Origin of the sequence: Niabella pedocola (assembly GCF_021044425.1) — a bacterium.
Lineage (GTDB): Bacteria > Bacteroidota > Bacteroidia > Chitinophagales > Chitinophagaceae > Niabella > Niabella pedocola.
This window is the reverse complement of the sequence record NZ_JAJNEC010000006.1, coordinates 378300-404037: the sequence shown is the minus strand read 5'-3', so window position 1 is coordinate 404037 and position 25738 is coordinate 378300. Positions and strand designations below refer to the sequence as shown.

Below are 25738 nucleotides of genomic sequence, written 5' to 3'. Positions count from 1 at the left end.
CCGATTTAATTGAAGAAAATGAAAAATAAATTATTACCTGTATGCATCATGCTTTTGATGGCCTCTTGCATAAAGATGGACAAGGCACCCGTTGATGCTTATTCCTCCGATACCTATTTTACCTCGGAGCAGGCTGCTTTTAAAAATCTGGCTGCCATTTATCAATACACAAAAATGAGTGGCTTCTTTGAAGACGGTAATGCGATCATTATGGATGACATTTCCGATAACGCTTATAATCCGTTTACCAACCAGTTGCCTTACTTTATTGCGTTGGGAACGGCAACGCCATCTTTAACCGGAAAATATGCCGACCTGTACAGGACGTATTTTCCTTATACCGGAATCCGGTCAGCCAATGTTTTCCTGGACAACATTGATAAGATCCAGATGGACCAAACCAAAAAAGACATCATGAAAGCGGAAGTGCGCTTTTTACGGGCGTTTGATTATGCCCGCAAAATGATGTGCTTTGGCGGAGTGCCGTTAGTAACCAAAGTGCTGCAATATGGTGAAGAAAATACCCTTTCCCGCAACACAGAGGCCGAAATCACCAACTTCGTACTTACAGAGCTGGGCCAGGTGGCAGATGTGCTTCCTCTTACCCGTAGTGCAGCCGAAAACGGCAGGGTTACAAAGGGTGCTGCGCTTGCTCTAAAAGCCCGGGTAGAACTTTTTGTAAAAGATTACGCCAATGCAGCAAAAGATGCCAAGGCCATTATCGATCTCAAACAATACGACCTGTATAATAACTATGAAGGCCTGTTCTGGGAAAAGAACCAGGACGACCCGTTACGAAACAAAGAGGTGATCCTCGAAGTGGTTTACAACCCGCCCACCTGGGGCTCCTGGATCGACGCGCTGTATACCGTAGCCGAGGGTGGATGGAACTCGGTAAACCCCACGCAAAGCATCGTTGATGCATATGAAACAAAGAACGGACGGGCCATCACCAATGATCCTTCCTATAATGCAGACGCTCCGTATACCAACCGTGACCCAAGATTTTACGCATCGATCATCTATCCCGGCCAAACCTGGAATGACCGTATCTTCAATAGCCTGGAACCTGTAGGGCCTGATGAATACTACAACTCTTCAAAAGGTAACCGTTCCAGAACCGGGTATTGCCTGCGCAAGTATTGTGCCCCCACGGACTATCTTACCAATAATTCACCGGAGGAAGCCCAGGGATTGAACTTTATCGTATTCCGGTATGCCGAGGTGTTATTAACTTATGCAGAAGCATTGATTGAGCAGGGCACCAACCTGGATCAGGCGGCTGCCGCCATCAATGAAGTGCGGGCAAGAGTAAATATGCCGCCCGTAACAGATTTAAGCCAACAGAGCCTGCGGCAAAGAGTGCGTAACGAACGGAGAGTAGAACTTGCTTTTGAAGGGTTGCGGTGGTATGATATCAAGCGCTGGAAGATCGGCGGACAGGTGATGAACGGCCCGGTCTATGGCGTACGGCCCGGCAAAGTGAATATGACTACCGGTGCCATTACCTTTTCGAGCCCCAACCATATCACTGTTGGAGATGTACGCGTCTTTAACGAAGGCAGGGACTATTATTTCCCGATTCCGCAGGAAGACATTGATGTAAATCCTGCGCTTCAGGGACATCAGAATCCAGGCTGGTAAAATCCGGCTGCAGTATATACTTAAAGGCCCCGGATCAATGATCCGGGGCCTTTTTTATAAGTGCGCCAATCTTAAAAAATCAAGATGACTCGTGCGTTATTTTTTGCTTAGAATTTATACCCCACAGAAAGTCCGAATTGCATATTCTTAAGCCGTTCGCCGGTATCGATTCCATCCATCTTGTAGGCAATGTTCATGAGTCCCATCTGGCCATTCAACTGGATGGAAAACTTATTGGAAAACTCATAGCCGATCAGCAGTGCACCTCCTACATCGAAGGGCTTTGCATAAGGGATGGTTTTAAGGTTATTAAAATCAAGGTAGCTGCTGTCGGTGGATGAAACATCGCTCTTAAATTCCATATCACCGGTTTTGCTGATCGTTGTACCGCTCGAAGTTCCTTTAGCCTTCCATCTTCCGCTGATGCCATAGGCCAGGTAAGGGCCAACGCCCAATAAAAGGCGGCCGTTGCCCAGCTCCGGCTTATACATAAAATTGATGGGCAATTCAAGGTAATAAGGATGCTGGTTCAGCGTTACAGCAACGCCGCTAACCGACTCCTTGTATTGATAGCCCTTGGTATTGAACAACAGACCCGGGCTTATAGAAAACGCATCCCCCACCGGCAGGTCGGCGGTTACGCCCACATGAAACCCCGTCAACAGGTTGGTCGGCATTTTGTTGTCGTCAGCATCTTTAACAACCGCATTTGAAAAGTTTACACCGGCGCGCACACCAAACTGAACCTGTGCAAAAGCCGCACTACAGGAACCCGCTACAAAAAATAAGAGAAAAAACCGTTTTAACATAAGCATTGTTTTTAATAAGTAATAATAAATAGGTCACAAAGGTAACGACTACCGCGCAATACATTATAAGGAAATCCACCCCGGTGTATTCTGTTGTATTTATGGAACGCCTCTACGCACAAAGAATAAAAGCTTGCAGGTATTTTCCGGAGCCACCGTTGGGGTTACCCCACTTTCTCCCTGTGCCAATTGCTGCGCTCAATAAAGAAGGACATCTATGCCTGCTTCAGCAACCGGATGGCTTCAACAGGATCTGCCGCATTGAATACGGTACTCCCGGCCACCAGGGCATCGGCGCCTGCTGCAACAATTTCCGCAGCATTTTCAAGGGTTACGCCCCCATCGATGTTGATCACCGCATGAGAACCTTTTTCTACAATCAATTTTTTAATTTCCCTTATTTTGTTCAGTGTATTGGGGATAAATTTTTGCCCTCCAAAACCCGGGTTCACGCTCATCACCAAAACTATATCCACATCAGCAATAATATCACTCAACAGGCTGGCGGGGTTATGAGGGTTAATGGCCACACCGGCTTTTAAACCCATTGCCTTTAATTGCCTGATGTCCTGGTGCAGCCGCGGACAGGTTTCAATATGAATGCTGATATGATCTGCACCTGCTTTTTTAAACTGCTCAAAATACCGTGAGGGCTCTTCAATCATCAGGTGCACATCACAGATCTTTGTGGTTACTTTTTTTACAAACTCAATGATCATTGGCCCGAAGCTGATGTTGGGAACAAACATCCCGTCCATTACATCCAGGTGCAGCCAATCTGCCTCGCTCTTATTGACCATTTCAACCTCCCGTTGCAAGTGGAGAAAATCTGCTGCTAATAATGAAGGCGCGATAATTGCCATATAAAAAACTTTGGGGGCAAAATAACATTATTTATTCGGATTGAGAATCGAGATCCGAGAATTCAGATTCGGAGGTCAGTAACGGGAAAGACAAACAGAACAAGATTTAATCCCATATCCGTTGCCCAGGTTTACCGCATCTCATTTCTCGAATCTGAATTCTCGCGTCACAAATCTCATGCTCTAAAACTTTTTAACAAAATACACACCCTGTGCATAAAATAAATTCAGTACTTTACGGAGTGTTGTATAAATTTGAGAAGAAGGATTTTTAACTAAAAACAAGGAAAACATTGACAGAAGCAATTATTAACCTGGAAACAGTGAACCCCATCGATTTTTTTGGGGTTAACAACGGAAAACTGGATATCCTGAAGAAAAAATTCCCGCTACTTAAAATACTTTCCCGCGGTACACAAATAAAATTAAGCGGCGCCCCTGAACAGATTGCAGAAGCAAAAGAAAAGATCAACCTGATCGTATCCTATATCGAACGCAATGGTCATTTGAGCGAAAACTATTTTGACCAGATCCTGGGCGGTGATGATATTGAAACGATCGATCATTTCCAGGAGCGCAACCCCAACGAAGTATTGGTATTTGGTCCTAACGGAAAATCGGTTCGCGCGCGTACCGCCAACCAGAAAAAGCTCGTACAGGAAGCGGAAAAGAACGATATCCTTTTTGCCATCGGGCCTGCCGGTACGGGTAAAACCTATACCGCTGTTGCCCTTGCCGTAAGAGCTCTAAAGAATAAACAGGTAAAAAAGATCATTCTTACAAGGCCCGCGGTGGAAGCGGGTGAAAGCCTGGGCTTTTTACCGGGAGACCTGAAAGAAAAGATCGACCCGTATTTAAGACCGCTTTACGATGCCCTGGATGATATGATCCCGGCTGATAAACTGGGCTATTATATGACCACCCGGACAATCGAGATTGCTCCGCTCGCGTATATGCGCGGCCGTACGCTGGACAATGCCTTTATTATCCTGGATGAAGCACAGAACGCTACCGACCTGCAGTTAAAAATGTTTTTAACGCGTATTGGTGCCAATGCAAAGGCGATCATTACAGGCGACATGACACAGGTGGATCTTCCCCGTAACCAGAAAAGCGGTCTCCAAACCGCGTCAAGGATCCTGCGGAACATTCCCGGTATCAGTCATATTGAACTGGATGAAGAAGATGTAGTGCGGCACCGCTTGGTTAAGGCCATCATTAAAGCGTATCATCAGGAACATGAAGAGCAGGAACAGCGCTTTAACAGGGAGCACACAAAGTAACAGGGGTAGAATATTCCATTTTACCTTTAAAGGGTGGCCTTGGGGCCGCCTTTTTCTTTTGCTGCTCCTTACCGGCTGCCAGGCCAAACCAGCTCCGCCGGCCTATTACCCCCTCGCTGTGCAACACGAGCTCAACCGGCTGAAGCCGCTCTTACATCCCGGAGACCTGGTCCTCCGGAACGGAACGGATGCTACCAGCCAGGCCACCCGTAGATTCAACCGGAGGGACACTTCGTTCTCGCATTGCGGCATCATCGATGTGGCCGATGACACGGTATGGGTATATCATGCCATCGGCGGCAGCTATAATCCCGGCCAGACTTTAAAAAAGGAGCTGCTCGACAGTTTTTCCAAACCGGGCGAAACCGACCGGATCGCCGTTTACCGCTACGCGCTTGCCCGGAAAGAACAGGAGCTGCTGATGACCACTGTGCAGGAGCATTATAAAAACGGGCTGCCCTTTGATCTGTTTTTTAATTTCGATACCGATGACCGGATGTATTGCTCGGAATTTGTGTTCAAATGCGTAAATAAAAGCATGCATGGCCGCCTTTCTCCAGTGATCCTGCGGCAAAGACCACCGGTTTACATTTCCATTGACGACCTTTTTTTAAATGAATGGACTTCCCCGGTAAAAAAAATCAACTATAAGGCGCTACAATAGCTCTCTGTGTTTTTAGGGTAAACGTCCCTTATATTGGTGATCCGGCACACGGTGGCTGATAAGTACCTACATTTGCACTTTAAAACCAATTTACATTATGAAAAAAATTATTCAGTTGTTACCTATTTTCGTCCTGCTGGTAGCGGGTATCACAGGATGTCAATCGAGCAGTGACCCCAAGGCCGTCCTGGTTCATTTCTTTGAGCTGCTTGCAAAAAAAGATATCGATGGTGCCGCAAAGCTGGCTACGAAAGACAGCAAATCTACACTGGACATGATCAAAAAGGGAATGGATATGGCCCAGAAAATGGATACGGCTGCCGAAAAAACAGATCCCACAAAAGAATTTAAAGACGTGGAATTCGGCGATCCCCGGATTTCCGGTGACACGGCCTATGTGAAAGTAAGCAGCAAAAGCAAAAAACAGGACCCTTCTGAAATATCCCTGGTTAAAGAAGATGGCCAGTGGAAGGTAGATTTTTCTATGGCAGCACTCATGAAAATGGGCATGAGCAAAATGCAGGAAAACGGCGGCGCCGAAGGCCTGGAGCATCCTAATGTTTCGCCGGAGCAGGTAGAGCAGGCACAGAAAATGGCGGACAGCGTTTTAAAGAATATGGATCCCCAAAAGTTAAAGGAGATCGAAGGAATGGTGAACTCGGAACAGGCGCAAAAAATGGCGGACAGCGTGCTGAAACATGTGGATCCTAAAAAAGTGGAAGAGATCCGGAAAAGTCTCGAAAAGACAAAATAAGCAGTAAGAGAGCATAAAGTTGTTTATCTTGCAGGAATGAAAAGAACTGGTTTTTACTTTTTGTTCCTGCTTTTTTTATTGCCCGCCTGTTTGCCCGATAAGTCGGATAAAAACGAGCCCGGTGATTCGGATATTGACGCCGCCCGCAGTTTTATACAGGCTGCTCTGAGAGGCAATTTTAAAAGTGCGGCCAGCTATATGCTGCATGATTCGGCAAATGATGAACGCCTGGATGCCGTAGCCCGCATGCCACGCAGCCCGGATGAAAAACAGGGACTCTGGGATGCCTCCATCAATATCCACCAGCGCAAACTGCTGAACGATTCCGTAAGCATTATCGTTTATTCCAACTCCTATTATAAAGACAATAAGGATACACTGAAAGTAGTAAAAAAAGACGGAGCCTGGCTGGTAGACTTTAAATACCTGTTCGACCCCAACAAATAAACCCTTTACAATAAATAGCGGTTTAAAAACATTCCGATTAAAAAACTTGTTATTTTTGATTGAATCGATGACCAGGAAGTGACGATTCCTTATTGACTAAAAAACATGAATACGATGGCAACAATCACACACCCCTGGCACGGGGTTAGTTATGGAGCAGGCGCACCGGAAATTGTAAATGCAATCATTGAAATACCGGAGGGATCCCGTGCTAAATACGAAATTGATAAAGAAACGGGATTGTTAAAGCTGGACCGGGTCATCTATTCTTCCTTTCACTACCCGGTTAACTATGGGTTTATTCCCAAAACCCTGGGACAGGATCATGATCCGCTGGATATACTGGTACTTTGCTCTCAAACCATCCGTTCTTTTTGTTTGGTGCGGGCCAAGGTGATCGGCAATATGCAGATGATCGACAGCGGTGAGCGTGATGACAAGATCATTGCCGTAGCCATTGATGATCCCTCTGTAAACCATTACGAAAATATTGATGAGCTGCCTCATCACTTCCTGCTGGAAATGCGCAACTTCTTCGAGCAGTATAAAGTACTTGAGAGCAAGAAAGTAGAAATTGACACCTTCCAGGACAAGGAGACTGCGTTGTCTATTATTTCGGAAGCCATCGACTATTACAAGAAAAAGTTCAAAGAAATGCCTTAATTCCTGTTTTTTTTAAATGAAACACCTGCTTACCTTCCTGTTTTTTTTGGGGATTGCGGCGCCGGCTTCCGCACAGGACCAGTTCTATAAAGTAGTGAAAGAGTATTTCAGGGTAAATCCGTTTACAGGGCGGTTTTCAGACTTTGTGAACGCTGTTAAAACAGATCCGCAATTAACCGTTACGGAGGATACAGATAAAACAGATACCAGCCTTTTTAACATACAGGGCGATTACAAAACCTTTAACCCGTTTGCCATCCGTGCCCGGAGAGTTGAAATGCTGCTGGGGGAAAAAGAACTGGTGATCCGGCGCCGGGACCGAATACTGGATACCTTTGTTTTTTACCAGATCACCGGTTTTTTTGACAGCACCGCCCAAACGGTAAAAGCAGTACAAAGAGAATACAAAAGGATCTGCAAGAAAATAAAAAGAGATCTTCCGAATGGCGAAGAAATTTTACTGAACACGATCAAGGGCATCCGCGAAGGCGCCCTTACCAATCTTACCTCCAGCGGGTCTGCGTCACCGCCGATATCGATCGGATGGTATGTAAAAGAGGATGGAGAACTGGCCTTGCTGGTGGCACTGCGCATGAATTACGTCAATAACCGGGCAGTGCCCAGAGGTGGTTACTTTTCAATCAGACAATATATTAACTGGTCTGCGCTTCCTGTGGACTAAACTGAGGCATCCGTTTGATCAGTTTCAACTGGTGGGTACGCTTTCCGGTATCCTGACGGATGATGCCCTTTTTATCAATTGTATCGATCCGCACATTTCCCGAAGAATGAATGATCTGATCTGGTCCTAAAAGAATGCCCACGTGTACAATTTCCTGGCGGTCGTCAAAAAACGCGAGGTCTCCCGGTTGTGCATCCTGCAGCTTTTTTACCACCGTACCTTCCTGTGCCTGTTGCCAGGCATCCCGCAGCAATGCAATGCCCGCCATTTTAAAAATCGTTTGGGCGAAACCGCTGCAGTCTACCCCCAGTATGGTTTTTCCACCCCATAAATAAGGCGCGTTCAACCATTGGCGGGCATATTTTTCAATAGCCGTCCGATATGTTTCGGGGTTCGTGGCAGGTGCGGCAACTGCTCCGTTGTAATGGTACTCCCAGTGCCCAATCATGCCCCTCCCCTGTACAGGCTGCCATATACTGGCGCCCATGGGTATATGCATGGGCAACCCGTTCACCTCGATGGTATTTAAGAGATCGCCTGCCAATACAGGCAGTAACGGGCTCCGGGCCGTTTCCTTGTCAATTTCATGCAGCATGTGATGGGTAACCCAACCCTTATATCCGTCGTACAGGCTTTTTACCTTGTACCAGCCTTTTTCCTTAAAAGAAAGGATCGCCACCTTTTCACCAAACAGCAGCTGGTTCACCATTTCATACTTATGATGCGGCTTCTTACGAACCGGTGCCACCGGCATCACCACGATCCCATATTTCATAGCTCTATTTTTTTTAAGAAAGATAAAGATAGGTTCCTTTGGAATTTAAAATATCCAATGTAGCATATTAAATATAAAAGTAAAGAGGCCATTACTGTTTCGCAATCTTTCCGGAAAATGTGAATGTTCAACAGATCTCCGGGTACGAAACCGGAACTGTTTCGCCATCAGCGGTCAGCCATCGGCTATCAGCTATCAGTTATCAGCTTTCAGTATCCGGATCCGGATACTGCCCCATAATTCTGATCCCGCGCGTAAAATCATCGCTTCTTCATGTTAGTTTCAATAGCCGATATTTAATTTTTTTAATCGGATATGGAATCGCTGCATTCTTGCATCTTATAAATAGTTTAAATACCTTTATTTGTGTGAATCAAAGCCGTTATGACCATATAGGCGATCAGGACTTGCTCCACCGCTATCTGCAGGACCGCGATAACGCGTGGCTGGGGGTGCTCCTGGAGCGGTATACGTTGCTGCTTTTTGGCGTATGCATGAAATACCTGAAGGATGAAACCCAGGCGCAGGATGCCGTTCAGCAGATCTTCCTGAAGGTAATACAGGAAGTGCATAAGTACAAGATCGACTATTTTAAATCCTGGCTATACACGGTGGCCAAAAATCATTGCCTTACGGTACTGCGCGATAAAAAGCGGAACATTCCGGTAGCACTGACGGAGAACGATCAGCTGGCGGATCAGCCGGAGGAAGCGCCGGAAAAAGAAGCGATCAGTCCCGAACTTTTAAAAGATGCCCTGGATGCATTGAGCGAAGAGCAGCGGCAATCAGTAATTTTGTTCTATCTGAAGAAAAAAAGTTACCAGGAAATCAGCGCATCGGAAGGATATAGCCTGTTACAGGTAAAGAGTTATATTCAGAATGGCAAACGGAATCTGAAATTGCTGATCCAAAAAATGCTTAAAAAAGCAAAAAAAGAGAATGGCTGAAGATTTAAAAGACATATTATCCCATTTGAATAAAGAGGTAAGCCAGGAAACCCTGTTGCAGTATCTGAAAAAAGAGCTGGGCAGGGAAGATGTGCATGAAGTAGAGCGGCAACTGCTGGAGGACCCGTTCTATAATGATGCGGTAGAGGGTTTACAGGAGGTGGAAAACCCGGAACGGTTGCTGCTGATCGCAGATGCCCTCAACAGGGATCTGAAAAAACGCACAGAAAAGAAAAGAAAGGAACGGAATAAACGCTATTTGAAACCGCAATGGTGGCTTTACTTCTCCATACTCATCCTTTTACTCCTGCTGGTACTGGTATACCTGCTCCTTCATGGCAGGATGGCAGGGTGATAATGAACGTTTTACACCACAATTGTCACTTTTGTGCGTTGAATGTGCAAAAAATGACCCCAACATTAAGTTTGTATTAAGTTTACATTAATTCTTATTAACAGTGCCCGATACCGTTGCCCCCGGTTGTACCTTTGCAGCATAAATTTTTTGTTATGCAATGGAAGACTATTACATCCAGCCTTGGTAGTACCGGATTTGGATTGTGGTACAATGGTCAAAAAATGCTAACCCTCGCCTACAAACCGAAATCCGATTCGGTTTATCTGGAGTCAAAAGACGGGGAGAAAAGATTATTTCATTATAAAAAGAAAGGTCTTTTCAAGAATAAGCAGGTTTTAGAGAATGAGTACGGTGCAGAACTGGGGAAAATATCCCGGGAAGGGCGTCAGAAATATATTGAAGTAGATGATAAACGGTTTTACCTGAATTTCAAAAATGACGATAACAACGTTATTGAAATCATTGATGAAGCGGGTCAAAAACCGGTAGCCGTTTGCTCTGTAGAAGGTGAAAACCCGAGTGATGCTACCAACTATAGCCTGCTCATGGTAATGTGTTTTTACCTGTTTCAGCCGAAAAATTACAATCAGATTGCAGCAGCAAGAGCTGCCGTTTAAAGTTCGCTGTAAATCTTTTTAGCAAATTGTTCCAGCGATGGGTCGCGCGCGCCCATCAATAACAGGGTGGTGCCTGGTTGCAGATGGCTTCCCGCTGTAGTCAGCAGCTCGTCCCTGTTTTCTACAAAGTATGCTTTTTTTCCCAATGCTTTCAGGTCATTGATCAGATCGCCGGCGGAAATATCCTTGGTGGTGGTGCCACCCGCATAAAAGATCTCGCTCATCCAGATTTCATCCTGGGCTCTGAGGGCATTACCGATCTCCTCCACAAACTCTTTACGTAAAAATTTGGTAGGCGTATACCCATGAGGTTGAAACCATGCCACTACTTTATCCGAAACCGGCTGACAGGAGCGGATAGCTGCCGCACATTTAACCGGGTTGTGTGCAAAATCATCCACGACCCACACCCCGTTCTTTTGCCCAAGCACCTGTGCCCTGCGGTAAATACCTTCGTACTGTTTTAATGCAATGGCCGCGGTTTCCAGGGATACACCCGCAAGTGCAGCGGCAGTAGCTGCCGCCACCGCATTCTCCATATTATGACGCCCCAGCAGCTTCAGTTCAAATGGCTGGCCATTGAGTGCAAAGGATATCTGAAACCCGTTCTGTTCAAAACCAGTGGCCCGAAACCCGGCGCCGGTGCAGTTTTCATCTACGCAAAAATCGTTTGCCGCATCCGCCGATAATTTCCGGGAATGCTCGTTGGACCGGTTTACGCAAAACCGGTTGCTGTTATTCCTGAACGTTTCAAACACCTGCATCAACTCGTCCAGCTCTTTATGATCTTTTTCAATATTCAGCAGCAGTCCTACTTCCGGATGATATTGTACAATGGAGCCATCACTTTCATCTGCCTCAATCACCAGCCATTCCCCGGCTCCCACAAATGCATTGCCTATTTTTCCTTTTTTTATCAGCGTAACCAGCCCGGCACCGCTGATCACTGAAGGCTGCAGGCCGCCCTGCTGCAGGATATCGAATAACATACCCGTAGTAGTGCTTTTGCCGCTGGTGCCGCCTACCGCTATGGTCTTTTTGCTTGCGGCTATGAGCGCCAGCAGCTCCGACCGGCGGATCACCGGAATATTCAGTGCTTTTGCCTTCCGGATCTCTTCCACTGTATCTTCAATAGCCGTAGAGGCCACTACCAGGTCTGTATCCGGTGTAATGCCGTCCCCGTTCTGTAAAAAACAACGGATCCCTTCGGCCTCCAGTTTTTCTTTTATATCTCCAGCCTTTCCTTCGTTAAAAAACCGGTCGCTTCCGGACACGTTTTTTCCAACACCCTGTAAGTACTGTGCAATTGCGCTCATGCCGGCACCGGCAACCCCAATAAAAAAGGGGTTTCTGATCTGTTCCAAACTGGTTACCATAGATGGCAAATGTCGGTAAAGGATTAAATCTGTCAAAACAGAATTATAAAATCATTGCGGCCCTGGTTACTGCGTTGTATTCCAACCGCCACCCACGCAGAGGTCAGCCGTTGTCCTACTCACTTTCCCAAGGGCGCTTGCCGCTTGAGTAACCCGGAGACCAGACCCTAAATGTCCTACTTTAAACCGAAGCCATTGATGTATGTATTAATTGATCACCAGCGGCCGTAAATGACCTACCGCAAAGGTATCCACGGTATACTGACCGGTCGTATTTCCCAGTATGCCGATGGTAACCCTGCGGGAACCGGGAGCTGCAGCATTGAGCATTTTTACATAGATGGTATCTTTTGCCTGTTTTGCTTTTGGAAAGGTAATGGAAAAGCGACCGCCGGCATCGGGCTGAAGCGTATTGCCGTTCCGGTCTGTGATTTCAAAATCGGTGCCCCGTACCGCACGGTTGGAGATGCGGGCCGTATCTGCAATATAATAGGCTACCGCATCATAATCACGGGTAAAGGCCGAGTAAAACTGTACCGGCAGCTTTAATAAAGCCGTTTGGCTGCGCTGTACTTTAACCGTGTCATTGGTATTGGGGTAAAATACCAGGTAATAGTGGTGTGCATACTCTTCCACGCCCTTCGGATAATCTTTGTCTTCACAGGATGCCAGTATTGCTAACAGGCTAAAAGCAACGGTTATATTTTTGATCACTTTCATTGCTGAAAAAATTTAAGTCTTAAAATAAGGTTACTGCCAGTTGGGGTTTTGCACCACATTGTTATTGCTCAGGTTGATTTCATTTTGCGGCACGGGATACAGATAATCCCTGTTTGTTTTAAAAGTGCGCGCGTTTGCCGGCTCTACCACCAATACCTGGTCGCTGTTCAGTGTAAGTACGCTGGGGTCTTTTGTGGTGGTCCACTCGCTTTGGATGTATTTGGCCCCTAAAAGTGCCTGGGGCAATACTGTCTCTGCGGTTTTCCAGCGCATCAGGTCGTCGTAACGAAACCCTTCCAGTGCCAGCTCCACGGTGCGTTCTCTTCTTATTTCCTCCCGCATGCTGAGGTTGTGGGCATTCACAAAGCTGTTGCTGAGTTTTACATTCAAACCAGCGCGGGTCCGCAGCAGGTTAATCGTCTTGTCGAGGTCATCATCGGAGATGGCTTCCGCAAGTTCATATTTTGCCTCCGCGTAGGTGAGCAATACCTCGGCATAGCGGATCAGGATCCGGTCGCCGGTACAAATACTCCCCTGCCCGTTCTCCTTATAAAATCCTTTCTTGGTTCCGTATGCCGTGCGGCCGGCCTGGTTGATCTCCGGTATCCAGGGCCGGTCGAAGGAGGGCTCTTTATACAGATAAACGGTTTGGGCCAGCCGGGGATCCCGGTTTTCCAGCACCGTATTATAGGAGGTTTCATTGCCTTCAGATACAAAATAAGAGGAACGCACTGCAGAAGCATTGTTATCGGTATTAAAAGCCGGCAAACCGTCGGCGTACAGGTACATCCGGATGAGATTGCGGGTAACAGCAAGCGCCCCGTTGGAAAGCTCACTGGAATGGTTGTGCGTAAGGATCGGGTTGGTAGAACTGACCCCGTATACTTTTACAAAAATATTTTCCTTATTGGCTGCACCATCCCCTTCCAGACGGAACAGGTTTCCGTAATCGGAAAACAATGCATGTCCTTGTTTCATAGCGTTATCAGCGGCTTCTACCGCTTTTTGCAGATGCTGCTGCCAGCCCTCCTGCCCTCCGTGAAACTTTAATCTTGTGCCCTCATACAGTGCTACCCGGGCCTTTAAGGCCAGCGCTGCACTTTTGGTAATGCGCCCGTAGTCTGCCGCTGCCAGCTGTGTGAAGGAAGGCAACCAGGTTGCCGCAAAATCCAGGTCATCATAGATTTGTGTAATGACCTGCGCTCTCGGGGTCCGTGGCATATACAATTCCGGCGATCCAAAATCCAGCAACTTCAGCAACAGCGGTACATCCCCGTATTTCTGAAGGAGCTGAAAAAAGTTATACGCCCTGAAGAAGCGCGCTTCACCAAAATAGCGGTTCTTAACCGCATCGGAAACACCGGCCTTACCGCCCTTTGTTAAAATATTATTGGCCGTAAAAATAATGGTATACGGGCCAGACCAGTCGGTGCTGGTGGCTGGTATGCCCCGGGTACCGTTACTGATATCGTTAAACGTGGTTGCCCGTGCATCATCTGCCCGTACATCGTTCCAGTTGGGCAGCAGTTGCTGATACAGGCGGTTGGCGGCTCCTTTAAGATCGGCTTCCGTATTCCAGAATTCGTCATCAGGGAACAGCGACTCCGGTTTGCGGTCGATGGAGCAGGCGCTAAAACAGGTGGTAAAAAGTACAGCAGCCATTAAGGCAACAATGCTTTTTTTCATATAAATATTTTTATCGTTATTCAATTTCATTTCTATCTGAACTGTACAGTTACAGCGTCATGTTCAGGCCAACAGATACGCTCCGGTAGAACGGATAGGCCGTGGTTCGTACATCGTTGGGCACTTCCGGATCAAATATCTTCAACACCTTGGTATGCTCCCAAAGATCCTGGCCGGAAGCATATACCCGGAGGTCTTTGATTGCACCGCGCTTCATGGGTACCTTATAACCGATCTGCAGGTTCTTCAGCCGGAGGTAATTTCCATTCTGCGTCCAGCGGTCGGAGGTCAGGTAGTTAAAGCTTGCCTGCTGGTACATCCGGGCAAAATATGCATTGGGATTATCCGGCGTCCAGCGGTCCATATGTATGGTGGAAGCCTGTTCGGCCGTACCGATATAGGGTACCATGGCAGTGGGGTTTACCACAAACTTGCGGTCGAGCACCCCCTGGAAGAACACCGAAAAATCGACCCCTTTCCAGTTCAGTCCCAGGTTAAAACCATATGCATACCGGGGATTTGTGGTACCCAGGTATACCAGGTCGCCGCGATCCTGTGGCGTAGCGCTGCCGAAGTTGATCCTGTTATCTCCGTTGAGATCTACGTACCGGATATCACCGGGTGCCGATTTCACCGGGAAGCTGGCATTGGGTGGTACCTGTATGCGACTTCTGTAATCATCGGCTTCCTGCTGCGTCTGGAAAAAGCCGTCGGTCCGGTATCCCCACACCGTATTCAACGGGTATCCTTCCAGCAACGGTGTAATGCCGCCCTGGGCATTAGCGTCGAGGTTAATCACATTCAGTCCGTTGTACTTCACCAGCTTATTCTGCATATCAGAAATATTAAAGCCGATATTATAATTTACAGCCCCCCATTTATCATTCCATTTTACATCCAGCTCCGTACCCCAGCTTTTCAGCTCGCCGGTATTGTAAAAAGGTGTGGCTACCCCGATAATACTGGGCAGGTTTACTTTCGCCAGCATGTCTTTATTACGTTTCACATAATAATCGGCCGTTAACTGGAGCCGGTTCCGGAACAGTGCCAGATCCAGACCGATATTCATCTGCTGCAATGTTTCCCAGGTTACAAAGGGTGATGCCAGTACCTCCTGGTAATAATACTGGGCTCTTGCATTATTAAACACCAGGTTGTTGCCGGAGGTAAGCGTAGCCAGGTAGGGATAATAGCCCAGCGGGGAGCCGTTGCCCAGTTCACCCCAGGAGCCCCGCAGCTTCAGATCATTTACAAAAGAAAGATGATCCCTAATAAATGGTTCATCACCTAAGCGCCATGCGGCCGAAAAGGACGGGAACAACTGCCAGCGATTTTCCGGTGCCAGCCGCGAGCTGCCATCATACCGGTAGGAAGCTTCCAGGAAATAACGGCCTTTATAATCGTAATTCACTCTTCCAAACGCGGAAGCCAGCGCCCAGGTGCCGATATCCTGCCGCGATTGAAGCGTGGTAGGATCGCCAAAGTTTACATTGAACACCTCGTTGTTAAACATCCGCTGCACGCTGGTGGTCAGTGAATCGGCCCGGTATTCTTCATAAGATCCGCCCTGCATCAGTTTGATATGATGATCACCGCCAACATTCAGCTGGTAGGTGAGGTATCCCTGCAGATTGTTTTGAAAACTTTTTGCCTTGATCACCGAAATCGAGTTGGGATCGTTGATCACGCCTCTTACGGTATTCTTTGAACGGCCATACCAGAAGATGCTCCGGTTATGAGCCTCGGAGGTCAGGAAGCCCTGGTTTCTCCAGCCGATCACATCCAGCGTAAGTCCTTTTACCACATTCTTTACCTGGAAACCAAGCCTTGCCGTAAGGTTTTCCAGGTTCGACCGTTTGAGCCCTGCATTATTTTCAATATCCACGGGATTGAGCATCAGGTCGCCATTATAGCGCTGCCCTGTGGTATCCTCGTCCGGCACATAGAGGGGCTGGCGGGTGCGCCCCCGGTAAATCAGGTTGATGATGCCATCCGTACCATATGAATTTTCATCGATCACCGAGCTGATATACCCCAGGTTTACTTTCAGGCTGATATACTTATTAAGTTCTGCATTGATATTACTTCTCAGGTTATAGCGGTCGTTGTTATCCGGGCCATACCGCAACACCCCGTCCCTGTTATAAAAGCTTCCCATTACCAGGTAGTTCAGCTTATCCGTACCCCCGCTTACAGACAACGAATAGTTCTGCATATGATTGACCTTATCCATCCCCTCCTTGATCCAGTTGGTATTGGCGAAGTACTCCCAGCGATCGGTTGCGGGGTTGGGGCGGTACCATAAATTGGGATTGCGGATCCATTCCCGCTGCTCGGCATTATACTCCGGCGATCCGGTAGCATTGGCGCGCGCTTCATCAATCAGGATCTGTTCATCCCAGGAATTGAGCCGTTCCGGCATCCGGGCGTTGATGTTCCATCCGTAGTATCCGTTAAACGTTACCCGCGTTTTACCCAGCGCTGCTTTTTTAGTAGTAATGAGCACTACTCCGGCCGCCGCCCTTGCTCCATATATGGCAGAGGCCGATGCATCTTTAAGTACGGAGATTGTTTCTACTTCATTCGGATCGATCAGGTTGATATTCTGTTCAATTCCATCCACCAGCACCAGGGCACTGGCGCCGTTTGAGGAAGTGGCACCCCTGATCTGGAAGCTAATGCCTTCAGCACCCGGCTTACCGCTGGACCGGGTAACCGTTACACCGGGTACCACACCCTGCAAAGCCGCGGTAACATTCGGTACCGGCCGGTTCACCAGATCCTTACCCCCTACCTGTGCTACGGCACCGCTAAGGTTGATCTTCTTTTGGGTTCCATACCCGATCACCACTACTTCCGCCGATTCCTGCTGCTTTTCTTTTAAAACGATACTGATACTTTGAGGGGTTGTAACCGGTACTTCCACATCCTCGTATCCCACATGGGAAAATACCAGTATGCTTCCGCCTGCCGGAACGCGGATCGAGAAACGGCCGTCGCCGTCAGTAGCAATGCCGGTAGCGCTTCCTTTGATCTTTACAGAAGCCCCGATCAGTGGTTCACCCTGCTCATTTTTAACCGTTCCGGTAATGGTAATATCCTCCTGACGGGAGATGGTCACCAGTGAGGTGCCGGTTACCGAAAAACCCAGGTTGGTACCCCGGAGCAATTGCGTAAGCACCTCGTTTATCGAAGCATTTTTTACAGAAATGCTGATATTTTTTTCAACCGGTACATAGGAAGAGCTGTACACAAACCGGTAACTGGTTTGCTGTTCAATCATCTTCAGCACATTGGCAAGGTTTTCCTTCTGGATGTGAAGGGAAACCTTGTCCTGGGAAAACACATTCGCCGAAACATTCAACGCAATACAGGCGAAAAGAATCGTTAGTTTCATGAATACAATCCATTTAAAGACATTCCTGTACCGGGAATGCCGCAGAAGCAAATAATAGTTCATATTTTTGTATTTTGATCGTAATAATTGATTGAATGGCGTATGTTGGAGCATGGGCCACCAATCTCTTTCAAGTCAAAAAAGTACGGGCGGTGCGCAAACACCGTCCTTTTTTTATTTTGTTATTGTTATTTTATTTCCCTGTATGCTGTATTTAAAGCTCTTTGCCTGTTGCAAAGCAGTTAAAGCCTGTTCAATGGTTTCATTTATAAAAACGGCTGTAAAACGGTAAGACCCGATGTCCGGATCATCGAAAACAATCTCCACTCCATACCATTTTTCCAGGAGTTCCTTTACATCCTTCAGCTCCTGATCCTGGATCACAATACGGTTTTGGGTCCACGCCGTTTCTAAAATGGTGCTGTCCTTGGTAAGCGTATATGGATACAATGTCATCTCAGGAAGATTATCTCCGGTACCGGTCCTGGCGGTTTCCGTATTTTTACCGGAGCGTTTCCGGTTATAAACGATCTTCTGTCCCGGCTTAAGGGAGATGGCGGCATTACCGGTTTGGGTTGTTTCCATGGTAACCGCCCCTTTCAGCAACGTCACCTCCGATGAGGCGTCATTGTCATAGGCCTTTACATTAAACTCCGTACCCAGTACTTTTACTTTTAGGTCCCCGGTATATACATTGAAGGGCTTGTTGCGGTTGTGCGCCACACTAAAAAAGCCCTCCCCATTCAGCAATACATCCCGGTTGGTACCGTTAAATGCTTTGCGCACCGATAACCGGCTTTGCGCATTCAGTAATACAACCGTACCATCCGGTAATACGATCTTTTTCCGTTCCCCGCTGCTGGTGGTATAAACGGCCATGGGGGCTTCGTTATATACATCTGGTGCCTGGTGGCGCATCCCCAGGTACCACCCCATACCCGATGCCAGGATCAGGAATACCGCTGCCGCCCTGAACCAGGTATTGCCCAGGAGCCGCATCCCGGCACGCCGGTCCATTTTCTTTTCAACTGCAGCCAGGCGGGCATTCATCTCCGGTTTGTTGCCGCTCAGGATCCGGTACAGGCGCCGGGCTTCCTCAATAACCGCTTTCTGCTCCGGATGTGCCGCGATGTATTGCTCCCAGTAACGAATGCTCAACGCATCGGTTCCGGCACAATACTGCTGAAAACTGCTGTCGATTAAAAAGTCCTCTGCATTAAAATCTGTTCGATCAATCGTCATAACGGTTCAAAAATGGCAATAGCACCCTTTATAATATAACAGTGCCCGTATCTATTCCTTTTTCCTAAGAAAAATCAAACTTTTTTTTATTTTTTTTTTGAAAAGGTCCGCATCAGCTCCTGAAAGTACGCGGGGCCGGCTTTTAGCGGGTGGGATAAAGACCGCTGTGCGCAGATATAGATGCCGATCTTTGTCGGATGCAGGCAGCCTGCTGATAACTGCTGGCTGGCTAAGCTGCGCCCAGTTCCTTCCTTAGTATTTTCAGCGCATCATAAATGGTGTTATAGGCTGTTTTAATGGTTTGATTGGTTTGCGCAGCGATCTGTTCATAGGAAAGCCCGTCGAAGAACTTCAGACAGATTAACTGTTTTTGCCGGTAAGTGAGCTTCTCCAGGGCAGCTTTTAATTGTTCCTTTACCAGTTCGTCCGTTTGAACCCGTACAATGAACTCCTCGTAACTCATCTCCACCCACTCGTCTTCTTTAAAGGAATTTGCCAGGGCATCGTTTATTTTGCGTTTGCGCTCCAGCAGGCGAAAGATCTTACGCTTCACAAACGTGCGCAGGTAGGATTCAACCTGTTCTACGCGACCGAATGAGCGGTGCTTTTGCCACAGCGTAATAAATACCTCATCAGCCGCCTCTGCCGCTACCGCAGCATCCGCACATATGGTTATTCCAAAATTTACCAGCGGGTAATACAGTTCTTTGTACAGATCAAAAAAAGCGTCTTTGTCTCCGTTAATGATCCGTTCCCACAACAATTGACGCTTTAAATGCTGATCCCTTCCCATGTATCGTTTTAATGAGGCATTATAAATACCGGAGCCCCGGTATGGCACAAATATCGGTTTATTATTTATCCGGACGTCTAAAGACAGCTATCATTCTTTTTGCGTCCGCTTCTTTTACGGGAAACAATATCGGCTACTGGTTTTTATGCAGTTCAGAACAGGCGACCCGTCCTTCTGTTTAAATCAGCCCTCCTTATTCTTATAGAACCGGATCATCTGGCCATAATTCCATTTCCGCTGCAACCCATGTACACACCGGGCAATGCGGGTAACCTTTGTGCCATCTGTTTTTGCAGCATCTACCCATTTGCTGAAATAGTTTTGGTGCGAGGGCGCCAGGGAACGGAAGTAGGCAAGCGCCTCCGGTTCCTCCGCCAAACAATCCAGCAGTTCCTTATTGAGCTCGTATTTTTTGGTTTCCAGTTGCAGCTGCACTTCCACCATTGCCCCTTCTTTTTTACGGATGCCCTTTCGCATGGTGGCATTTACCGGCAGGATAAAATTGCCTCCGCCCATGGGCAACAGCGAAGCCCCGGCTATTTTATGATGGTCGAGAGCCCCCTTCACCTGGAAGCTCTTTTTATTACCGGGCAGCAACTCCTGCGCCAGGTCGGCCGGAATCTCAATATAGGTCCACCCGGTTTTATCGCCATTTTCCGCAAACTTCAGCAATCGCGCGGTTAAGGAAACGGTCACCTGCTTTTTCATGATGATAAAGTTCCGGTATCTGCCGTGAAATTTTCATTTCTTTGTAAAAATTTTCCGGATAAAAATCGGACATATGCAGCAAACCATCACGCTTCGCGTAAAGCCTGAAGAGGCGGAAGACGCAGTACAGCTTCTTCCTTATATTACCCGTACATTGGGTAAAAACCCGGGGACCGTCTCGGGGTATACAATTTTAAAAAGTTCAATCGACGCCCGTGGACGTCAGCCCATGATCCAGCTATCCCTGCTGGTGTATGTAGATGAGCCGGCAAAGGAACGGGAGCTGATCCAGCCTGTTTACCAAGACGTGCATAAGGCCACCCGCGAAGTGATCATTGTGGGCGCCGGACCGGCCGGGCTTTTTGCCGCCCTGCAGCTCCTTGAAAAAGGGATCCGGCCCATTGTGCTAGAGCGCGGGAAGGATGTGCGTACCCGCCGGCGCGACCTGGCGGCGATCAATAAACAGGGCGTTATGAATCCCGAAAGCAATTATTGCTTCGGGGAAGGCGGCGCCGGTACCTATAGCGACGGCAAACTCTACACCCGCAGCAATAAACGGGGCGATATTAACAAAATCCTGAACACGTTTGTACGCTTCGGAGCCGAGGAAAAAATACTGTACCAGGCGCATCCCCATATCGGCACCAATAAACTGCCCCAGATCATTACGGCCATGCGCGAACAGATTGAGGCCAGCGGCGGAACTGTTCATTTCAACAAAAAAGTAACCGGTTTTATTACCGACAAAGGCGTTCTTAAGGGTGTAAAAACGGCCGACGGCGATGCATTTACCGCGGCAGCGGTGATCCTGGCCACCGGTCATTCTGCACGTGATGTATTTCACCTGCTGCATAACGAAGGCCTGCAGATCGAAGCCAAGCCTTTTGCCCTGGGTGTACGGGCAGAGCATCCGCAAACACTGATCGACCGGGCCCAATACAAATGCGATTCCCGCGGCGAATGGCTGCCTCCTGCCTCCTACAGCCTGGTGCAACAGGTAGGCGACCGGGGCGTATTTTCCTTCTGTATGTGTCCCGGTGGTATCATTGCCCCTGCTGCCACAGATCAGGATGAGATCGTCGTAAACGGGTGGTCGCCCTCCAAGCGCAATAATCCCTATGCCAACTCGGGCATTGTGGTACAGGTGGAAGAAAAAGATGTACATGCAGTTCCCGCATTCAAAAAAGCATATGGTGCAGCGTTAAATAGTCCGCTGTTCCTGCTTTACTTTCAGCAATGGGTAGAACAATTAGCTTTTAAGGCAGGTGGCGGTCACCTGGTGGCACCCGCCCAGCGTATGGTTGATTTTTGTGAAGGCAGGCTTTCGCAATCACTGCCGGACTGCTCTTATTTACCGGGGCTTCATTCCGCTCCTTTATGGGAGGTACTGCCTCCTTTTGTAACCACAGCCCTGCAACGCGGCTTTCAGCTGTTTGGTAATAAGATCAGGGGCTACTATTCCAATGACGCCGTTATCGTAGCTACCGAATCGCGCACCTCATCACCGGTACGCATTCCGAGAGACACGGACACCCTGGAGCATCCTCAACTTGCCAATTTCTATCCCTGCGGCGAAGGCGCCGGGTATGCCGGAGGTATTGTAAGCGCCGCCATGGATGGTGAACGGGTTGCGAAGATGATTTGTTTGAAGCTGGAGAGTTGAGATTCGAGATTTGAGATTTGAGATTTGAGACTTGAGACTTGAGAATCGAGAGTTGAGAATCGAGACTTAGCATTTAGAATTTGAGATTTAGGATTTCTCCCCTAGTCTCTCGTTCTGAAATTATTACTGATCAGCCATCCCTTTTCGATCAACCGGTTTTTCCGGTAAGCCTTGCGTTCCTTACGGAACTGCTTCTTTTTATATGGTTGTGCTACCAGGCTGCCCAGATCGGGCCGGCCGGCATTTACCCAGGCGGTGTACCAGAAATCCGATAAGGCATTGGCACTGCGGATCAGCTGTTCGTCAACAGATCCTTTTAATGCTTTATGAAACGCTGTAGCAAATTCTTTAGAATAGAACCGGCGGTTCTTTCCCCAGCGGAATTCCCAGCGGTATTTCCGTGCCGTATCGGAAAAATTTTTTGACACTTCCTGCTCCGTAGCAAACATTACCGGCAGCTGGGAATGAGTATGCTTCAGGATATCCCAGATGGCATTTTCAACAGAGGGCAGGTACTGCGCCTTATGCCGGCTTTTGATTGCAAACCCTGCCAGTTCCGTTTCGGGAATGGTGGTTTCCCAAAGATCATGCAATCCCTGTTGATTGGTCAGCTGCCCGTCGTAATTGATGGATGTGTGCAGCGGCACGTGCGCATCACCAATATAATGCCCCAGGTCCGTGGCATAGAAAATAATGCTGTCCCTGTTTCTTTTGCGAAAGGCTTCCGTCAGCTTCTGCTGGGTTTCCACCACCACATAGGGCAGGGTGCCATATTTCTTCAGGGTGTCTGCCGTATATTTTGCCACGGCATCTTCCCATTTATGCGGAATGATATCAAAGGCATTATCGCCGTAATATTCTCCATCCAGGAAATGTTTATTGCCCTCCGCAGGATCTACATTTCGCCGCTGATCCGGCCGGGGTGCGTTATACACCAGGCTATCCATATGAGTATAGAAAAAGGCCTGCATTTTTTTGGGCAGTCCGTAAACAGCCAGCTGGTTAACCGTACGGTGTACAAGGAAGCCCCAGCTGCTCAGGCCTGCTACCAGTGCCATTAACAGTATTCCGATCTGTATGTTTTTCTTCATATTTTAAAATAATGCTGCAAAGGTGCGGTAAAATCTTCAAAGCAAAAACCAGCGCATACCGGTACCCGTCCTCTTATCAATTAATTAATGGGGGAAGTTACCGGTTTGCTATATTTACACTCTTAAATCACTTATATGGACTTGCTGCAGGTTGCTCATCTAAAAAAATATTTTGCCACCCAAAAGGCGGTAGATGACATCAGTTTCTCCATTTCAGAAGGACAGATCTTTGGACTGCTGGGCCCCAATGGCGCCGGGAAAACAACGCTGATCCGTATGATTACCGGAATTTTTTATCCCGATGCCGGAACCATTACACTCGAGGGCCATCCTTTTGATCCCGTTAACGATATCGGCAAGATCGGGTATATGCCGGAAGAGCGGGGACTGTACAAAAAAATGAAGATCGGGGAACAGGCATTGTATCTTGCCCAGTTGAAGGGATTGAAGAAAAGGGATGCCATCGAAAGTTTAAAGACCTGGTTTTCCAGACTGCAAATGGACTCCTGGTGGAATAAAAAGGTGGAGGACCTTTCCAAGGGTATGCAGCAAAAGCTGCAGTTTGTAACGACTGTGCTGCACCAGCCACGGCTGATCATCCTGGACGAACCATTCAGCGGACTGGATCCGGTTAACAGCAACCTGATCAAGGATGAGATCTTTAACCTTGCACGCAACGGTGCCACTATTATTTTCAGTACACACCGGATGGAACAGGTGGAGGAGATCTGTGATCATATCATCCTGGTGAATAAGGGCCAGAAAATCCTCGACGGCACGGTTCAGGGAATCAAACAGGATTTTAAAGAACATCTTTATAAGATTTCCTTTGCCGGCACACCGCCGCAAACAGCAGCCCCGGAATTGTTTACGGTAAAACAGGCTTCATCCGATGCCCTGGTGATCCAGAAACATCCTGAAGTGAGCAATAACCAGGTACTGGCACATTTTCTAAATGCCGGCAGTGCCATCGAATCCTTTAATGAGCTGTTGCCGTCGTTAAACGATATTTTTATCCGCCAGGTGGAGGGCACACCGCTGGCGCGTCAATTCCAAACGCTTCAAGACTGATTTCTATGAATAAGATCTCCTTAATTATACAACGCGAATACCTGAGCAGGGTTCGTAAACGCACGTTCATCATCACTACCCTGTTGTTTCCGCTGCTTTACCTGGCCCTGATCTTCGGTACGTCTTATCTCTCTGAAAAAGCAGGTACAAAGCTGAAGATCGCAATTATTGACTCCTCCGGAAGCTTTACACAGCAACGCATCGACAAGGCCAACAAGGATTTCCCTAACAGTACCTTCACACTGGTACAGGAAATGCCTGCCACGCTCGACAAGCAATTTGAGCAAAAAGGATTTGACGGCTACCTGGTGATCCCCGCCAATACGATGGTGAGCCACTCCCCTGACCAGCTGGTAGTAAAATCAAAAAAAACACTGGGTGCGGTATCCGATGTACAAACCAAACTGAATACGATCTGGAATGAGATCAAATACGAGAACCTGGGCATCGATACCCTCAAGCAACAATTGCTTAATGAAAGCCAGCTGAAGGTAAAATCGGAGAACATGGAACACAAAACAACGGATGCATCCGTGGCCTATGGTATCGGTTTTGTATCCGGTTTCCTGATATATTTTATCCTGATTATTTACGGCGCCCAGGTGATGATGGGCGTGATGGAAGAAAAAACCAACCGGATCGCGGAGATCATCGTGTCTTCCGTAAAGCCCTTCCAGCTGATGATTGGTAAGATCATCGGCATTGCCTGTGTGGCGCTTACCCAGTTCCTGCTTTGGATTGCCTTTATTTTTATTATTTACAATGCTACCCGGGCCGGATCCGGTATGCTGAACAACAGCGCGCTTACCGGCGCCGTGGGCGGGGTACAGCAATTGTTCACCAGCACCAATGTACCCGTCATCCTTGCCCTTTTTGTTTTCTATTTCCTGGGCGGATTTTTCTTTTATGCCTCTATTTATGCAGCCGTTGGAAGCACTGTAAATGAGGACATGCGTGAGGCGCAATCGCTTAGCTTTCCCATTACGATGATCATTATTTTCGCCTTCTTCATTATGATGACGGCTGCAAAGGATCCGGGTAGTCCGCTGGCTGTATGGGGCAGTATCATTCCTTTTACCTCCCCCCTGGTGATGATGGCCCGTGTACCATATGGGATGCCCGGCACTGTTCCCTACTGGCAACTGGCATTGAGCATGTTTGTGCTGATGGCCTCCTTCCTGTTCGTTACCTGGTTTGCCGGAAAAATTTACCGGACGGGTATTTTAATGTATGGTAAAAAACCCACCTGGAAAGAAATGATCCGCTGGGCGATGCGGAAGTGATGTTACGGGTTTGAAGTTCAAGGTTTAAGGTTCACAGCGTTCCTGTTCGATGTGATGCACCAGCTCCTGGTTCAGGAGACCGTATCTCCATTTTCAAATTTCCACATTCACAAATTTTCAAATTAAAAAATGTGCAATTGACCGCCGTTTGAGTCCCGCTTACCGATATCGGTTTTCCAAACAGCCCCGGAGTTTAGTAGAT

At 47.8% G+C, this 25738-nt stretch carries 24 protein-coding genes; 13 read left to right on the top strand and 11 right to left on the bottom strand.

Going from position 1 to position 25738, the window contains the following annotated elements:
• Positions 1-18 precede the first annotated feature (18 nt).
• Positions 19-1644: a RagB/SusD family nutrient uptake outer membrane protein gene (locus LQ567_RS21035; protein WP_231007734.1), complete on the top strand. Its 1626-nt coding sequence runs from the start codon at positions 19-21 to the stop codon at positions 1642-1644.
• Between the two features lie 107 nt (positions 1645-1751).
• Here LQ567_RS21035 and LQ567_RS21030 read toward each other — a convergent pair whose 3' ends face one another.
• Entirely contained in the window at positions 1752-2453 is a 702-nt protein-coding gene (locus LQ567_RS21030; RefSeq protein ID WP_231007733.1) for a porin family protein, read from the bottom strand.
• 215 nt (positions 2454-2668) lie between these two features.
• On the bottom strand, positions 2669-3316 hold the full coding sequence (gene rpe, locus LQ567_RS21025; protein WP_231007731.1) for a ribulose-phosphate 3-epimerase: 648 nt from the start codon (positions 3314-3316) through the stop codon (positions 2669-2671).
• 293 nt (positions 3317-3609) lie between these two features.
• On the opposite strand from rpe, the gene LQ567_RS21020 reads away from it, so the two are divergent.
• The 6 genes from LQ567_RS21020 (at position 3610) to LQ567_RS20995 (ending at position 7809) form a co-directional block, all read left to right on the top strand.
• Complete coding sequence (locus LQ567_RS21020; RefSeq protein WP_231007730.1) at positions 3610-4599, top strand: PhoH family protein; 990 nt, start codon at positions 3610-3612, stop codon at positions 4597-4599.
• A gap of 118 nt (positions 4600-4717) precedes the next feature.
• On the top strand, positions 4718-5263 hold the full coding sequence (locus LQ567_RS21015; protein ID WP_231007728.1) for a YiiX/YebB-like N1pC/P60 family cysteine hydrolase: 546 nt from the start codon (positions 4718-4720) through the stop codon (positions 5261-5263).
• Between the two features lie 97 nt (positions 5264-5360).
• Positions 5361-6017 carry a DUF4878 domain-containing protein gene (locus LQ567_RS21010; protein ID WP_231007727.1) on the top strand — a complete coding sequence of 219 codons (657 nt, stop codon included), beginning with the start codon at positions 5361-5363 and terminating at the stop codon, positions 6015-6017.
• 36 nt (positions 6018-6053) lie between these two features.
• Entirely contained in the window at positions 6054-6464 is a 411-nt protein-coding gene (locus tag LQ567_RS21005) for a hypothetical protein (RefSeq protein WP_231007726.1), read from the top strand.
• Positions 6465-6578: 114 nt separating this feature from the next.
• Positions 6579-7127 (top strand): inorganic diphosphatase, encoded by a 549-nt coding sequence (locus tag LQ567_RS21000; protein WP_231007725.1) that lies wholly within the window; start codon positions 6579-6581, stop codon positions 7125-7127.
• 16 nt (positions 7128-7143) lie between these two features.
• Positions 7144-7809 carry a hypothetical protein gene (locus tag LQ567_RS20995; protein WP_231007724.1) on the top strand — a complete coding sequence of 222 codons (666 nt, stop codon included), beginning with the start codon at positions 7144-7146 and terminating at the stop codon, positions 7807-7809.
• On the opposite strand, the gene LQ567_RS20990 is transcribed toward LQ567_RS20995, so the two are convergent.
• A complete protein-coding gene (locus LQ567_RS20990) occupies positions 7781-8584 on the bottom strand; it encodes a C40 family peptidase (RefSeq protein WP_231007723.1) in 804 nt (267 codons plus the stop codon). The two genes, LQ567_RS20995 and LQ567_RS20990, sit on opposite strands and share 29 nt — an antisense overlap.
• A 368-nt stretch (positions 8585-8952) precedes the next feature.
• Between LQ567_RS20990 and LQ567_RS20985 the strand changes: the two genes are divergently transcribed.
• From LQ567_RS20985 to LQ567_RS20975, 3 genes are all read left to right on the top strand, one after another.
• Positions 8953-9531, top strand: coding sequence for an RNA polymerase sigma factor (locus LQ567_RS20985; protein ID WP_231007722.1), 579 nt, complete (start codon positions 8953-8955; stop codon positions 9529-9531).
• Complete coding sequence (locus LQ567_RS20980; protein ID WP_231007721.1) at positions 9524-9886, top strand: hypothetical protein; 363 nt, start codon at positions 9524-9526, stop codon at positions 9884-9886. The genes LQ567_RS20985 and LQ567_RS20980 overlap by 8 nt, the downstream gene beginning before the upstream one ends.
• Positions 9887-10041: 155 nt before the next feature.
• Positions 10042-10506, top strand: coding sequence for a hypothetical protein (locus LQ567_RS20975; protein ID WP_231007720.1), 465 nt, complete (start codon positions 10042-10044; stop codon positions 10504-10506).
• Here LQ567_RS20975 and LQ567_RS20970 read toward each other — a convergent pair.
• The 7 genes from LQ567_RS20970 to LQ567_RS20940 all read right to left on the bottom strand — a co-directional run bounded on the left by LQ567_RS20970 (position 10503) and on the right by LQ567_RS20940 (position 20428).
• Complete coding sequence (locus LQ567_RS20970; protein WP_231007718.1) at positions 10503-11882, bottom strand: UDP-N-acetylmuramate--L-alanine ligase; 1380 nt, start codon at positions 11880-11882, stop codon at positions 10503-10505. The two genes, LQ567_RS20975 and LQ567_RS20970, sit on opposite strands and share 4 nt — an antisense overlap.
• Before the next feature lie 207 nt (positions 11883-12089).
• Positions 12090-12602, bottom strand: a complete 513-nt coding sequence (locus tag LQ567_RS20965) for a hypothetical protein (protein ID WP_231007716.1) — start codon at positions 12600-12602, stop codon at positions 12090-12092.
• Between the two features lie 30 nt (positions 12603-12632).
• Complete coding sequence (locus LQ567_RS20960) at positions 12633-14288, bottom strand: RagB/SusD family nutrient uptake outer membrane protein (protein ID WP_231007714.1); 1656 nt, start codon at positions 14286-14288, stop codon at positions 12633-12635.
• A gap of 49 nt (positions 14289-14337) precedes the next feature.
• Positions 14338-17685: a TonB-dependent receptor gene (locus LQ567_RS20955; protein WP_231007713.1), complete on the bottom strand. Its 3348-nt coding sequence runs from the start codon at positions 17683-17685 to the stop codon at positions 14338-14340.
• 174 nt (positions 17686-17859) lie between these two features.
• Positions 17860-18927, bottom strand: coding sequence for a FecR family protein (locus LQ567_RS20950; protein ID WP_231007712.1), 1068 nt, complete (start codon positions 18925-18927; stop codon positions 17860-17862).
• A 229-nt stretch (positions 18928-19156) separates the two neighbouring features.
• Positions 19157-19768, bottom strand: a complete 612-nt coding sequence (locus LQ567_RS20945) for an RNA polymerase sigma factor (protein ID WP_231007711.1) — start codon at positions 19766-19768, stop codon at positions 19157-19159.
• A gap of 135 nt (positions 19769-19903) precedes the next feature.
• Positions 19904-20428, bottom strand: a complete 525-nt coding sequence (locus LQ567_RS20940; protein ID WP_231007710.1) for a DUF1905 domain-containing protein — start codon at positions 20426-20428, stop codon at positions 19904-19906.
• 73 nt (positions 20429-20501) lie between these two features.
• Here LQ567_RS20940 and LQ567_RS20935 point away from each other — a divergent pair, with 73 nt between their 5' ends.
• The gene (locus tag LQ567_RS20935) at positions 20502-22091 is read left to right on the top strand and encodes an NAD(P)/FAD-dependent oxidoreductase (RefSeq protein ID WP_231007709.1); all 1590 of its coding nucleotides are present in this window, start codon (positions 20502-20504) and stop codon (positions 22089-22091) included.
• A gap of 101 nt (positions 22092-22192) precedes the next feature.
• Here LQ567_RS20935 and LQ567_RS20930 read toward each other — a convergent pair whose 3' ends face one another.
• Positions 22193-23182: a zinc dependent phospholipase C family protein gene (locus tag LQ567_RS20930; RefSeq protein WP_231007708.1), complete on the bottom strand. Its 990-nt coding sequence runs from the start codon at positions 23180-23182 to the stop codon at positions 22193-22195.
• A 135-nt stretch (positions 23183-23317) separates the two neighbouring features.
• Between LQ567_RS20930 and LQ567_RS20925 the strand changes: the two genes are divergently transcribed.
• Together LQ567_RS20925 and LQ567_RS20920 are read left to right on the top strand one after the other, a co-directional pair.
• Positions 23318-24253, top strand: coding sequence for an ABC transporter ATP-binding protein (locus LQ567_RS20925; protein WP_231007707.1), 936 nt, complete (start codon positions 23318-23320; stop codon positions 24251-24253).
• Positions 24254-24258: 5 nt separating this feature from the next.
• The gene (locus tag LQ567_RS20920) at positions 24259-25536 is read left to right on the top strand and encodes an ABC transporter permease (protein WP_231007706.1); all 1278 of its coding nucleotides are present in this window, start codon (positions 24259-24261) and stop codon (positions 25534-25536) included.
• Positions 25537-25738: the final 202 nt, after the last annotated feature.

Excerpts from the sequence above, each read along its gene's own strand:
- LQ567_RS20925 (WP_231007707.1), top strand. The coding sequence starts at position 23,318 with ATGGACTTGCTGCAGGTTGCTCATCTAAAAAAATATTTTGCCACCCAA.
- LQ567_RS20995 (WP_231007724.1), top strand. The coding sequence starts at position 7,144 with ATGAAACACCTGCTTACCTTCCTGTTTTTTTTGGGGATTGCGGCGCCG.
- LQ567_RS20950 (WP_231007712.1), bottom strand. The coding sequence starts at position 18,927 with ATGACGATTGATCGAACAGATTTTAATGCAGAGGACTTTTTAATCGAC.
- LQ567_RS20930 (WP_231007708.1), bottom strand. The coding sequence starts at position 23,182 with ATGAAGAAAAACATACAGATCGGAATACTGTTAATGGCACTGGTAGCA.
- LQ567_RS20960 (WP_231007714.1), bottom strand. The coding sequence starts at position 14,288 with ATGAAAAAAAGCATTGTTGCCTTAATGGCTGCTGTACTTTTTACCACC.
- LQ567_RS20920 (WP_231007706.1), top strand. The coding sequence starts at position 24,259 with ATGAATAAGATCTCCTTAATTATACAACGCGAATACCTGAGCAGGGTT.
- LQ567_RS20935 (WP_231007709.1), top strand. The coding sequence starts at position 20,502 with ATGCAGCAAACCATCACGCTTCGCGTAAAGCCTGAAGAGGCGGAAGAC.
- LQ567_RS20955 (WP_231007713.1), bottom strand. The coding sequence starts at position 17,685 with ATGAAACTAACGATTCTTTTCGCCTGTATTGCGTTGAATGTTTCGGCG.
- LQ567_RS20990 (WP_231007723.1), bottom strand. The coding sequence starts at position 8,584 with ATGAAATATGGGATCGTGGTGATGCCGGTGGCACCGGTTCGTAAGAAG.
- LQ567_RS20970 (WP_231007718.1), bottom strand. The coding sequence starts at position 11,882 with ATGGTAACCAGTTTGGAACAGATCAGAAACCCCTTTTTTATTGGGGTT.
- LQ567_RS21010 (WP_231007727.1), top strand. The coding sequence starts at position 5,361 with ATGAAAAAAATTATTCAGTTGTTACCTATTTTCGTCCTGCTGGTAGCG.
- LQ567_RS20965 (WP_231007716.1), bottom strand. The coding sequence starts at position 12,602 with ATGAAAGTGATCAAAAATATAACCGTTGCTTTTAGCCTGTTAGCAATA.
- LQ567_RS21030 (WP_231007733.1), bottom strand. The coding sequence starts at position 2,453 with ATGTTAAAACGGTTTTTTCTCTTATTTTTTGTAGCGGGTTCCTGTAGT.
- rpe (WP_231007731.1), bottom strand. The coding sequence starts at position 3,316 with ATGGCAATTATCGCGCCTTCATTATTAGCAGCAGATTTTCTCCACTTG.
- LQ567_RS21035 (WP_231007734.1), top strand. The coding sequence starts at position 19 with ATGAAAAATAAATTATTACCTGTATGCATCATGCTTTTGATGGCCTCT.
- LQ567_RS20975 (WP_231007720.1), top strand. The coding sequence starts at position 10,042 with ATGCAATGGAAGACTATTACATCCAGCCTTGGTAGTACCGGATTTGGA.
- LQ567_RS20980 (WP_231007721.1), top strand. The coding sequence starts at position 9,524 with ATGGCTGAAGATTTAAAAGACATATTATCCCATTTGAATAAAGAGGTA.
- LQ567_RS21005 (WP_231007726.1), top strand. The coding sequence starts at position 6,054 with ATGAAAAGAACTGGTTTTTACTTTTTGTTCCTGCTTTTTTTATTGCCC.
- LQ567_RS21000 (WP_231007725.1), top strand. The coding sequence starts at position 6,579 with ATGGCAACAATCACACACCCCTGGCACGGGGTTAGTTATGGAGCAGGC.
- LQ567_RS20940 (WP_231007710.1), bottom strand. The coding sequence starts at position 20,428 with ATGAAAAAGCAGGTGACCGTTTCCTTAACCGCGCGATTGCTGAAGTTT.